The 12835-nt window shown below is 69.3% G+C and carries 6 protein-coding genes; 5 read left to right on the forward strand and 1 reads right to left on the reverse strand.

Going from position 1 to position 12835, the window contains the following annotated elements; all coding sequences use genetic code 11:
- The first annotated feature begins 109 nt into the window (after positions 1-109).
- Entirely contained in the window at positions 110-2248 is a 2139-nt protein-coding gene (locus AB0F03_RS23910; protein WP_361995354.1) for a UvrD-helicase domain-containing protein, read from the forward strand.
- Positions 2249-2401: 153 nt separating this feature from the next.
- Complete coding sequence (locus AB0F03_RS23915) at positions 2402-4462, forward strand: N-6 DNA methylase (RefSeq protein ID WP_361995356.1); 2061 nt, start codon at positions 2402-2404, stop codon at positions 4460-4462.
- An 8-nt stretch (positions 4463-4470) separates the two neighbouring features.
- On the opposite strand, the gene AB0F03_RS23920 is transcribed toward AB0F03_RS23915, so the two are convergent.
- Positions 4471-6012: a serine/threonine-protein kinase gene (locus tag AB0F03_RS23920; RefSeq protein ID WP_361995358.1), complete on the reverse strand. Its 1542-nt coding sequence runs from the start codon at positions 6010-6012 to the stop codon at positions 4471-4473.
- 161 nt (positions 6013-6173) lie between these two features.
- Between AB0F03_RS23920 and AB0F03_RS23925 the strand changes: the two genes are divergently transcribed.
- The 3 genes from AB0F03_RS23925 to AB0F03_RS23935 are packed head-to-tail and all read left to right on the forward strand — an operon-like array spanning position 6174 to position 12713.
- Positions 6174-7826: a PD-(D/E)XK nuclease family protein gene (locus AB0F03_RS23925; protein ID WP_361995360.1), complete on the forward strand. Its 1653-nt coding sequence runs from the start codon at positions 6174-6176 to the stop codon at positions 7824-7826.
- Positions 7823-9046, forward strand: a complete 1224-nt coding sequence (locus AB0F03_RS23930) for a hypothetical protein (RefSeq protein ID WP_361995362.1) — start codon at positions 7823-7825, stop codon at positions 9044-9046. Before AB0F03_RS23925 ends, AB0F03_RS23930 begins: the two co-directional genes overlap by 4 nt.
- A complete protein-coding gene (locus AB0F03_RS23935) occupies positions 9039-12713 on the forward strand; it encodes a hypothetical protein (protein WP_361995364.1) in 3675 nt (1224 codons plus the stop codon). Before AB0F03_RS23930 ends, AB0F03_RS23935 begins: the two co-directional genes overlap by 8 nt.
- The last annotated feature ends 122 nt before the right edge of the window (positions 12714-12835 follow it).

Consider the following 12835-nt stretch of genomic DNA (forward strand, 5'->3'; position numbering starts at 1 on the left):
TTCGCGCGGGCACCACCGGATACGCGGAGCCCCTATGGAGATGATGCAGTCATCTGTAAACTGAGTCAACGCCTACCGGTGGGGTGGGCTTCGGTGAAAGGTGCATGCGGTGCCACGGATCGCGATCACCAAGTCCTTCCGGGAAGGCGTGAACCGGCTGGACGGGCCGACCCGCGCCCGCGTCCACAAGGCCATGGACAAGTTCCAAGAGCTGACGATCAGTCAACTGTACGCGGACAAAGGGATCCACCTGGAGTCCGTGGTCAGCTCACGCGACCCCCGCATGCGCACGATCAGGGTCGACGACGGGCTGAGAATCGTACTCCTGGCACCCGACGACGGCAGCGGCATCTTCGTCTTCATGCACGCCCTCCCGCACGACAAGGCGTATGCCTGGGCCAAGCGCCGCCTCTTTACGGTCAACGCGGTGACCCTCTGCCTGGAGGTGCGCGACATGACCGCGATGGAGCAGATCACCCCGCTCTTCGCGCAGGAGGCGGCAGCCGCGCCCGAGTTGCTCTTTGCGAAGTGGTCGGACAGCGTCCTGCGGGACCTTGGAGTCGACGACGTCACCCTGCGAGCGGCACGGACCATCATCGGCAAGGCGCAGCTGGAGGCGTTCGGGTCGCTGATGCCCGAGGACCAGTTCGAGGCGCTGTGGCTGCTGACCGAGGGGTTCGAGCCCGACGACATCTACCGCGACCTGGTCACGGCACGGAAGAGCGCCCCCGCGGACGCCGTGGAGGCCAAGGACGACCTGGCCGCCGCCGTCACCCGTACCCGCAGCCGTATCGCCCTGGTCACCGGACCCGACGAGCTCGCGGACATCCTCACCAAGCCCTTCGACGCCTGGCGCGTCTTCCTCCACCCCGCCCAGCGCCGCATCGCCTACCGTCCCAGCTATGCCGGACCAGCTCAAATCATTGGCGGCCCCGGCACCGGCAAGACCGTCGTCGCCCTGCACCGCGTCAAGTACCTCCTGAGCCGCTCGCCCGACAGCCGCATCCTGCTCACCACTTACACCAGCGCTCTCGCCCGCTCCCTGCGTGATTCCCTCGCCCTCCTCCTCGACCACAACCAAGCCCTCATCGGCAGGGTCACCGTCACCACGGTCGACGCGCTGGCGCAGCGCACCGTACGCGATCTGCATGGCAGTCCAGGCACCGCCCTCGGCGACAAGGACGAGCGCGCCCGCTGGCAGAAACTGGCCCGTGCGCTCGAACTCCCGTGGTCCGAAGCCTTTCTGGCCCAGGAGTACCGCCACGTCGTCCTCGCCCAGGACCTGCGCACTCCCAAGGAGTACGAGGACTGTCTCCGTCGCGGACGCGGCAGCGCCCTGCCGCGCGAGCGGCGGGACATCGTCTGGAAGGCGATCACCCGCTTCGAGGACGACCTGAACCGCGACCACGCCTGCACCTGGCTCCAGCTCTGCGCGCAGGCCGCCCGCCTCCTGCGCGACAAGCCCGGCCAGGGGCTCTCGTACGACCATGTCGTCGTGGACGAGGCGCAGGACCTGCACCCTGCCCAGTGGCGGCTGCTTCGCGCGCTCGTGACCGAGGGCCCCGACGACCTGTTCCTGACCGGCGACCCGCACCAGCGGATCTACGACGCCCGGGTCTCGCTGCGCTCACTCGGCATCGAGGTGTCCGCGCGCAGCTCCCGCCTGCGGATCAACTACCGCTCCACAGAGGAGATCCTGCGCTGGTCGCGGGCGCTCCTGGACGGCGAGCCCGTCGCCGACCTCACCGGCGACGATGAGGACAACCTGGCCGGCTACCGCTCCCTGCTGCACGGTGCGAAGCCCGTGAGTGAGGGACATCCCACGGAACTGGCGGAGGCCGAGGCCGTCGTGCGACGCGTGCAGGACTGGGTGGAGGCCGGCGTCGACCCCTCCGAGATCGCGGTATGCGCCCGCTTCAGGACCCGACTCACCGCCCTCGCCGACAAGCTGTCTGCCGCCGGACTGCCGGTCATACGGGTGAAGGACGGTGAGGCCGCCGACGCCGTCGGGGTGCGAGTTTCGACGCTGCACAGTCTGAAGGGCCTCGAATTCCGCTGCGTGGCCGTGACCGGCGTCTCCGCCTCCGCCTTCCCCTTCGCACCCGCCGTCACCCCGGTCGAGGTCGACCGGCTCCAGCACGCCACCGATATGGCGGCTGAGCGCTGCCTGCTGTTCGTGGCGTGCACCCGGGCGCGGGAGGCGCTGTACGTGTCCTACGGGGGGCGGCCCAGTGAGTTTCTGAGGTGACACAGGGGTGGATGAGCAGGAGATTCCGAAGGGCGGTGGCTGTGCTCAGGGGGCAGGTTCGATAGACTGAAAACTTAGTCAAGATACGAATGGAGTGTCAGGTTCCTTCTGAAGAGGAGGATTGCCGGCACCTGGCGTTCCGGGAGGAGCGAGATGGCCCAGCGTACGGATCAGGTGTCGGTGACCCTGGCGGCGATCGCCCGGTTGGCGGGTGTCGGCCGGGCGGCGGTGAGCAACTGGAAGCGCAGGTATCCCGATTTCCCCCTACCGGTCGGAGGCACGGATGCCAGCCCGCAGTTCGCGCTTGAGGCGGTCGAGGCGTGGCTGAAACGTAACGACAAGATCGCAGCGACAGTGGGCCCACTGGAACGGCTGTGGCCGCGGGTGGAGGATCTCGGCGACCGGGACCGGATGGGCCGTGTCGTCGCCGGTCTCGGGGCGCGGTTGAGCGACCCGGCGGCGGACCAACGCGGCCGGGGTGAGCCCTTGGACCCGGCGGAGCAGGCGCTTGTGGACGACGCCGTACGCATGGCCGGTACTGAGGGCGAGGCCGAGACCTTCCGGTTCCTGCTCGACCGGTGGCTGGGCACGCACGTTCGGCAGATCGCCACCACGCCGCCTCCACTCGCCACCCTGATGACCCGAATCGCCGCAGGGGTGCGCGGCGACCTGCCCGTACGAACGGTGGCCGATCCCGCTTGCGGAACCGGTACCCTCCTGCTCACAGCGGCACGACGATGGTCCGGGGCGGACACGGGCGGCCGTGCGCTCCGCCTCCTGGGGAATGACGTCGATCCGGTCCTCTCTATGGTCGCCGACGCGAGGCTGGCCCTGGAGACGGACCGGGCGGACATCGAGGTCACCGCCCACGACACACTCCGGAACGCCACCGGCCAGCTGTCCGACCCGGTCGACGTCGTGCTCTCCAATCCGCCCGCCAACGCGCGCGACTGGGGCCATGAGGAGCTGGCCACCGACCAGCGCTGGGCCTACGGACAGCCGCCGCGTACGGAATCGGAACTGGCCTGGGTCCAGCACATCGTGTCCATGCTGGGCGAAGGCGGCGGCGCCCCAGGTGAGAACGGCGTACCCGGCGGCGGTGTCGCTGTCGTCCTCCTGCCGCCGGGCGTCGCCGCCCGCCGGGCCGGCCGTCGCATCAGGGCAGGGCTCCTCCGGGCCGGTGTCATCCGCGCGGTGGTCGCGCTGCCCGCCGGCGCGGCCCCTCCTTACGGAGTCGGCCTTCACCTGTGGGTCCTCGCCCCGCCCGCCCCGCGCCCGCAGAACGCGGTGCTTCTTGTGGACACGAGCGACTGCCGCCACACCCCTCCCACCTCCGTCTCAGCCTCCCGACTTCCCGCCGTCGACTGGGACGGCGTACAGGACCGGGTGCTCCTCGCACTCGAAGGCGTCGAAGTGCCCGGTGGTGTTGCCGTTCCGGTGACGGACCTGCTCGGCGAGGAGACCGACCTCACCCCGGCCCGGCACGTCGCGGCCGCTCAGCCGGTGCGGCCGGTGGACCTGCGGCGCCTGTGGGCCCGCTACGACAAGGGGTTGCTGACGGCCCGGGACGCGGGCGGCGTACTGCGAGACCTCTCGGTGGCGCGGGACTCCACCGGTCATGGAACCGTGAGCATCGCCGAACTCGAACAGGCCAAAGCTCTTGCCATCTCTTCCGGCACCGCCGTTCCGGAGGAGAAGGTCAGGCGGGGAGAGGTACCCGAAGTCGGCGTCGAACTGCTCACTGGCCTCGCCGCTTCCAGCCCGGCAGAACGGCAGTGGCTCGACCGAGCCGATGCAGAACAGGCGGACCGGGACGGTCTGTCCCCGCTGACCTCCTTCGGCGATGTGGTCGTCGTCGCCACGGCGCACGGCTTCGACGCCTGGGTCGAGACAGCAGCACCCCGTGCGCTCGGCCACCGTCTGCACAGACTTCGGGTGGATCCAGCCCGCCTCGACCCGTGGTTCCTTGCCGCTTGCCTTAGGGAGAGGTCCAACGCCAGGCGCGCGGGGGGGCACTCCTCGAGCACCTCACGGGTGGACGTGCGCCGACTCCACGTACTGCGTCTGCCTTTGGACGAGCAGCAGACGTACGGCGAGGTCCACCGCAAACTGGTGGACCTCGAGAGTGCGTTGGCGGAGCTGGCGGCTGTCGGGGGCGAACTGAGCGAAGGGCTCACCGCGCTCCTTGCGGCGGGGCGGCTGGAGCAGCGCTGACCGGCAGGTCAGTCGTCACCGGCGCCCGGCAGGGCCGCCAGCACGGCGGTGACCGTAGCCTGATGGTCGCAGTCGGAGTGGCCGCATTCGGCGATGTATTCGCCCACCTCGCGGACCAGGGTCGCCAGGTGGCGCTGTCCCATCAGCGCGTCTACGGGAACATGACGTACCTCCGCGGCGCACTCGGCCCAGTCGGAGAGCACGTCGTCGACGTGGTCTCCTCCGTCTGTCTCGGCCAGGCGGCACTCCGCCAGCCCGATACGGGCCGCTAGAAACGCGGCGAACGTTGGTTCGCCAGGGCGGGCAATGCCGGTCAGATCCCTAACGATGTCCCGGTACCGCTTGCGCGCGCCGACCCCGTGCTTGTGGAGTCTTTCCCGGTCGGCGACCAGAACGCGCGCGGTGAGCACGTCGCCGTTGAACGCGCCCCAGCGCCCCAGGGCAGCGGGAAGCAGTACCGCGAGACGGTCGGACGCGCTGCCCAGCCCCACGCCAGTGCGGTGGATCTCCTCGAACGCCGCGACGAGGGTGCGACGGAAGTCCTCCTGATCGACAGTGCCCCCTTGGCGTCGGCCCCGGGAACGGGGGCCGCGCCGTGAGGCGGGCGCCGGCCCGGGAGAAGTCCGATCTACCGGGCGCCGGAAGGGCAGGGTCAGATCGGGGTCGATGGCGGGGTGCGGTGCGGGATCCTCGGGGCCCGGCAGGAATGGCCGGAGGATCCCTGCGACCTTACGTGCGGAAGGGCGCAGTCCGGGCTGCTTGGCAAGCATGCGGTCGGTCAGATCCGTGAGTGGGGACGGAAAGCCAGGCAGAATCTCATCGAGACGGGGCGGACGATCGTACAGATGGGCATGGCCCGTCTTGAGTTCGCCGCCCTGGCAGTCGAAAACGGGGCGGCCGGTCATCAGCTCGAAGAAGAGGCAGCCGACGGCGTAGATGTCTGCCGAGCTCGTGGGGTTCTCCTCGCCGTCGAGGACTTCGGGAGCCTTGTATCCCATGGTGCCCGGGGTTTGCCCCTCGGTGTATCTGGTCGCGTCGGGATCGGAGAGTAAGGCGATGCCGAAGTCACTCGTGTAGGCCAGCCCCGTGGCGCTTTCGAGCAGGACGTTGTGAGGTTTGATATCCCGGTGCACGATGCCGTCGTCGTGCACTAGGGCCAGGGTATCCAGGAGCTGAACGGCGAGCGAGACCGCTGCCGCGATGCTCGGCCGGTTCGTGTTCAGGAACGTCCGCAGGTTCACTCCGTCGATGTACCGCATCGCGAAGTAAGGACGCCGCCGGAAGAGGCCGTGGTGGATCAGGGCGGGAATACCGCTGCCGCCCAGGCGCTCGTGCAGCCGGATCTCCTGTTCGAAGCGTCCCCGCTCAGCGGGGGTCGGTGAGACCTGCCAGCTATCCAGTGCGGCCCGCACGGCGGCTGGTACGAGGAACTTGATGGCGACAACAGAGTTGTCGGTCAGGTCCACCGCGCGGTACACCGCACCCATTCCACCCCCTATCCGGTCGCCGGCGATTCGAAAACGCCCTTCGATGGCCTCGCCTCGCTCCATACGGACGCCTCCCAGCTCTTCAGTGATCAGCCAAAGCACAGAGTAGCGGAAGCTGAGACACTTTCAGGAAGTCGCTTGACTTTGTTCACACCGTCACGTCATGGTTCCTGTCAGAGTCGACCGAGGGGAAGCCCGACACCCCACGCCGCGAGGAGGGTTGTATGGCCGCGTTCCGCAAGCCGCCGCACGCCATCGGGGACAGCAGCCTGCTGAGGATCGGATCCGCGCTGGTGCGCCCCGACCCTGCCGGCTGCCCTCTGGGTCGTGCATTGCGGGCCCGTCCTCTGGTGAAGGCACCCGGACGCCCTCCGGCCAAGCCGGTCGAGGACTTCTCCTTCAAGCCCTTCTTCGCCGTGCTCGACTCCGTCGAGCACAAAAGCCGAAGTTTGGACGAGGCTGCAGCGGATCCGGCGAACTTCCGTAAATGCACCCCCGTCCATGCCGCTTGGGCCCGCGAGGCCGCTCGTCGCTACCTGGCCGTCCGGGCGGACCTGGAGGCCGCCCGGAGTGCCGAAGGGCACGCCCCGCTCCGGGCCGTCGATTCCGCATGGGTGGCCGGAAGCAAGAAGCTGCCGCAGCCGGACGCGCGCGGGGTGACACAGTACGAACGCACCGTGTGGGGACGAGAGTACGTCTCGGAAGACGGACTCGTGCGCGAGATCTGGATTCCATCACTAGGTCCCGTCAAGCGTGACCGGCCGCCGGTGGAGATCGCGGCGGTCGCCCATGTCCTGTTGAGCGGACTTCCCTCCCTGACCCCGTTCGGCGCCCCCTCCTCCCCCTTGCCCGGCCCGCACATCCGGCCGCAGCAGGTCAGGGTGATCGGTGTCGGCCTCTCTGACGGCAGCACGGAGACACTCGCCGACTGGACGGCGGAGGAGACCGAGCGGCGCTACCGCGTCACGAAGGTCACGGCCGTCATGGCTGAACTTGCCGATGCCACCGAGGCCCGCCCCGGCGGTGACTGCGTTCGATGTGTGGCGCTGCCCGACTGTACGGCCGTTCCCCGGGTGCCGGGGCTGCTCGGCGTGGACTCCACGCCCCGCAAACGGCGAAGCCTCTCCGTCAGCGACCTGCGTGCCTACAAGGACTGCGCCGAGCGCTACCACGCCGTCCGGGTCCTCAAGCTCCGCGACGGTCGTACCGAGAACGCCGCCATCCGCCGGGGGCGGGCGGTGGACGCCTGGCTCAACGACAGGCACGCCGACCCTTCCCTCACCCCTTGTCGAGCTGTCCCCCTCCCCGAAGGGCTGCCCGGACTCGCCGACAGCGAACAGCCCGAAGCCCTCGCCATGCTCCGACGGCACCGAGCACACTGCCCGCTCGACGGGCTGGCAGACCACGAGGCCGTCCAGCCGCAACGGCGCGTCGTCGCCTACGACCCGCAGGCCGACGTGGTCCTGGTCGCGGACTGCGATCTGGTCCACACCGACCGGGGTGGCGTCGTGGTCCGCGAGACCAAGACAACCACGAGCGATTACACCGACCCCGGAGGTCTGATGCGGCAGTACCCGCAGCTGGCGCTCGCCGTTCTCCTTATGGAACGCGGAGTGTTCGGCGGTGACACCCTCCGCTCTCGTGTCGAACTGGAGGTGCTGCGCCCCGACGGCGTCCGCCTTGAACTGCTCGATCCCCACGACCCGCGCACCGCTGCCCGGGCCCGCGCCGAACTGCGCGAACTCGCCGTCGGCTGGGCCGCCGACGGCGTCTACCGCGCCGCGCCGGCCCCCAGAACCGATTGCGGTACCTGCGAGGTGTCCCGCTGGTGCAGCACGAACCGCGAGCGATCCGACACCCAGGGCGGTGCGGCGTGACCCACCGCCACGACAGTCTGAACGAGGACACCCTGCCGCTGCCCGCCGAGGAGTGGGTCGCCCACGACGGTGTGCCGCTGCTGAAGACCCTCGCTCGGGCGCTACTCGTCCTGGAAGACACCACCGGCCTCAACGCCTTCACCCTGCCCTACCCCGCCGAGGCTCAGCGTGCGCTGGACCGCACCGTCCTGGCCTGTCTGCTACACGGTGAGGAACCGCCCGCTTCCCTGGCCGAGTTGATCGAACGCTGCCGAACGCTGCCGCTCGCCGAATGGCCTCTTGACCTGCCCCCCGATGCAGTGGGCCCGCAGGACATGTTGCTCGACCCTGACTCAGGAAGGCCTGGCGACCTGTGTCACGAGTGGGCCGAACGCTGCCCCGACACCGCCGCCCGGTTCCGTGACCGCGTGATCGTGCACACCGCGCTGCGGCTGTGCAGGGAGTACGGCGAGGAGGAGGCGTACACGGAGTTCAGGAGGCTGCTCGTGCGACGCCCTGTGCTGACCGTTGCCGAACTGTCCGTCCTCGGTGGGGACCTGGTCCTCGAGCCCGTCCACGAACTCGTCACGAAGATCTATCAGGAGGTCCCGGACAGCTATCTCCGCGACGGTCACTACTCGACCTGTGGGCGCTGCCTCACCCTGCTGACCCCAGTCCGCGACGGTTCCTGGTGGTGCGAGCGGGACCGCTGCCGCCGGATCGGGCCGGCGCCGGTAGGGCGACGACTGGAACGGGCGGTGGTCGGGCGGCCGGTCCAACTCGAGAGACCACTGCGACAGTTCGTCACCGGTCCCGGACGGGCCGAGGCAGATCTGGAACAGGACCTGCTCGCCCTTGACCTCGACGTGCGGATGTGGCCCGGATACGACGCCTACGATCTGCTGGTCACCTTCCCCGACGGACATCGATGGGCCATCGACGTCAAGGACTGGGCCCATCCCGTCTTTCTCGGCCGATCCGCCCGTCCGGTACCCGCAGACCCGCCGTACGACGACGGGTTCTGGGTGGTGCCCCAGCACAGGATCGCCGCCCGGCCCGGCTATCTGGCGGCTTTCGCCCGCGCCCGGCCCGCCCGCGCCCGCGACCTTCCCCTGCTCACCGACCGTGCTCTGGTCTCAAGGGCCGCCGCCCGGCTCCGTGACCTGAAGCCGCCGCGCACCCGCCCCCGCACGGCGGCAGGCCCGAACCGTACATCCCCCGACGGAGTTCCCCATGCGTGACCGCAACAGTTGGAACCGCGACGTCGTCCGCGACCTGAAGAGAGTGTGGTCAGGGGAGCCGGGCCTCGAAGGCCTCCAGCCTGCCCACCTCTGCCAGGTCGAACTGGCCCTGCGCCTCCTCGAACGGATCGCCCCGGACGAGCCCGCCGAGAGCGCGTACGTCCTCCTCGGCGGTTACCCCTACGCGGAAGCCAAAGGGCTCCTCGCCGGTGAGAACGACCGGACCGCGCTCGCCGCCGCTCGGCACCTGCTGTGGACTCTTCGCCGCAGCCACGCCTGGCGGCACGCTCTTTCGCGGTACCGGCGCGTGCCGGACAGGTTGCGCGCCTACCACTTGCCGGAAGCCGGGGTACGGACTCCGCCCCGTCCGATCGTCCCCACCGTGGCCGCTGGTCGTGTCGCCGTCTATGACGAAGCGCTCGCCCGGATTCCCGACTTCGTGCGACGTCCCCTGTCGCTCGCCCCGGCCGGACGCAGTGAGTTCCAAGAGGGCAACCGGGCGGCGTCCGTACACTTCCCGGCCGAACTGATTGAGGACGGGCCAGAGGGCCACGACCTTGCCGCGGGGCCCCCCGTTCGCTCGGGCCCGATCGAGATGACCCGCCAACAACTGCTTTCCACGGCGCGGTGGATGGACGCGGTGGAGCGGGACGAGGACGTCGAGCGGCCTGGCCACTGGGAGGAGCGGCTCGCCGAACTACGCATTGCCCCGCGCGACGCCGACGGCAGAGGGTTCGCAGAGAGCGGCCGAATCGTCCTGGATGGCACGCTGCACCTAGCAGGCATGGTTGGAGCGGGCAAGAGCACCTTCATGGTTCTGGCCGCCGCCACGGCGGCCCGGCACGGAATGCGCACCACCCTCGTAGTCGGCGACGCAGCCGAACAGCTCCGCCTGTGCGAATTGTTCGACACGCTCGGGCTGCCGGCCGTTCCTGTACTCGGCGTCTCCACCCGCGAAACCCATGTGCAGCGCCTCCACCGCCGACTCGCTTCCCGCGGCCACGACAACCTTCTCGACCACCACGCTCTCGCCTTCGACAACCTCAGCACCGTCTGCGTCGCCGACGCCCTACGCGGCACCGAGGCGATCGAGCCCCTCGCCTATGCCGACGCTCCCTGTACCCGCCTCCACCCGGAGAAGGAGAAGCAAGACCCCGAGGCGGGAGAAGAGCCGGAAACCACCCTGCCGGAGCCATGGCGCCCCTTACGGACACAGCCGGTCCGGCAACGCCAACCGGCGGGGCCGGACCGGGCCGGCGACGCCACTGCCACCCCGCACGGCTGCCCCCTGTGGTCACGATGCCCCCGGCACCGGGCCGCCCGCCATCAGGTCGATGCCCTGATCTGGGTCGCCAACCCCTCAAGCCTGGTGCAGAGCCCGGTCGCCTCCCACCTCAACGACGAGCGGCTCCGCCAGCTGGAACTCGCCTGTCGGCGCAGCAACCTGGTCTTCGTCGACGAGGCCGACTCCGTACAGATGCGCTTCGACGAACTCTTCGCACCCTCCGCCACTCTGGTGAAACCGGGCACCGAATCATGGCTCGACCAGCTGCACACCCACAAGATCGAGGAACTGAGCAGGCGCGGCAGGCTCCTGCTCGCCGATCGGGACGTGGAGCAGTGGAACGCGGCCCTTTCCGTCGTCGCCACCGCCGCCGACCGGATCTTCCAACGCCTCATCTCCGACACCGATCTGCGCGAGTGGGTGGACCAGGAGTACTTCAGCCCCTGGGCCCTTCAGGAGAAGCTGATCGCGGAATGGTTCGTGCTGACTCGTGAATCAGGTCGTCCTGAGTCGGCCGAGCCGTCTACCGAAGACGAGCACAATCTGTATGAGGGGTACGAGGACGATCCCGACGGAGTGGAGGACATTGCGGCGACGACGACCGCTGTCGACCCTCGGCGAGCCGCGATCACCGCAGTACTGGACGAATTCCGGGACGATCCACTGGGCGACGGGGACTTCGAGAATCCTCTCGCCACACGCCTGTCCGATGCCGCGAAGGACCTGATGCACACCCTGTCTCCGGCGGCGGCCCGGGACCGGATCGACACCCTGCTCGACGAGCTTCTTCAGAACACGCCCATCTTGACGGAGATGACCCCGGACCGGCGTGAGGAATGGCGGAACACCACCTGCGACCGACTGGAGTTCGTTCTCCTCCTCTCCGTACTCCACCAGCGACTGGACCGGCTCACCTTTCTCTGGCCTATGGTGGAGGCGGTCCTCCGCCTCGACCGGCAGGGGAAGGAGCTGGCCCGCCGCGCGCCTCTCGACTACGCACCGCTCATTCCCGAGGCCCCCATGGGCAACGTCCTGGGCTACCAGTACCAACCGCACGAGGACACGTACGATGAAGTGGGCCGTACCACCGGTACGCTGCGCTTTTTCCGCTGCGCGGGCGTCGGCCGCGAACTCCTGCTCTCTCTGACCAGCCTCGGCGAGGACTGCGAGACCGGGCGACCTGGACCCAACGTCGTCCTCATGTCGGGGACCAGCTGGGCAGGGGAATCCACACGAGCCCACATCCTGGCCCCCGTCGGAGCGGTCCTCATGCCGTCGGAGGCATCCCTGGAGGGTGTCGGCCAGACTCGGTTCGCCACGCACTTCCTCTATGACGCTGCCGGAGAACCTATGCGGCTCTCCGGCACCGACCTCGAAGCACGCATCCCTCAGGCCAGAGCCATGGCCGAGCGGTTGGCCAGACCCGGGGCCGGCGGTGCGGGTAGCGTCCTCGATCAGGAACTCGCCCGCATTCCCGACGACCACCGTCGGCGTGTCCTGCTCCTGGTGGGCAGTTACCGTGAGGCGTACGCCGTGGCCGCGACCGTCGAGGGCCAGCGCTCGGAGCGGTGGAAGGGCCGAGTTCGTGTCCTCGTACCGGACGACGCCGACCTGGGGCACCTGCCCGGTGTGGATGGCCCGGACCTCTTGGCCAGCCTCCGCCGGGGCGACCTCGCCACTTTCGCCGAGGATCCCGAGGCTGAGATCCTCGTCGCCCCGCTGATGGCCGTGGAACGCGGCCACAACATCCTCAACTCACGGGGGAGGGCGGCCTTCGGTACCGCCGTTTTCCTCGCCCGTCCGCACCCCCGCCCCGACGATCTCTCCCTCTCCGTCCACGCCCTCAACGACTGGATCAGCCGGTTCGTCCGCGACCAGTCGCGGGACGACGACCGAGACGGTCCCGCCACCTTCACCGACCTTGTGCGCAAGGCCGAGAGCCTTGACAGGGCGGGCCACGCACTGCGTCAGGAGGCCCGCAAGGAATGGCGCCGACTGCTCTCCCGCCGCTATGCCTACTCCGCACTCCGGCCCTGGGAGAAGCGCGCCTTTGCCTGGGACCAGCTGGTCACGATGTGGCAGGTCGTCGGCCGTCTCGTACGTGGCGGAGTGCCTGCCCGGGTGCTCTTCGTCGACGCTGCCTTCGCACCGGCAGCCGCCTGGGCCTCCGCTCCCGCTGCCCGGCCGACCGGGAGCCGGCGGCTTGACGCCGGGCTCCTGCACGCCCTGCGGGCCGTACTCGACCCCTACTTCGCTCCTGCGCATCTTCTGAACTCCGGCCCGGGCTTCGCAGATCCGGCCGACCCGGCGGTGGCCCGTCTCCTCTACAGCCCCCTGTACAGCGCACTCGGACGGATCGACCACCTCAACCCTGCTCCCTGAGGGTGCACGCGCTGGCCCTACGACGGCTTGCACGGCGCAGAGGCGCGGCACCCGGCCCGACATTCCGCTCCGGCATCTCTCCGATGCCATCCAGTACCGCTCAGACGCCGAGGGAAGACCCA

Origin of the sequence: Streptomyces sp. NPDC028722 (assembly GCF_040637655.1) — a bacterium.
Classification (GTDB): Bacteria; Actinomycetota; Actinomycetes; order Streptomycetales; family Streptomycetaceae; genus Streptomyces.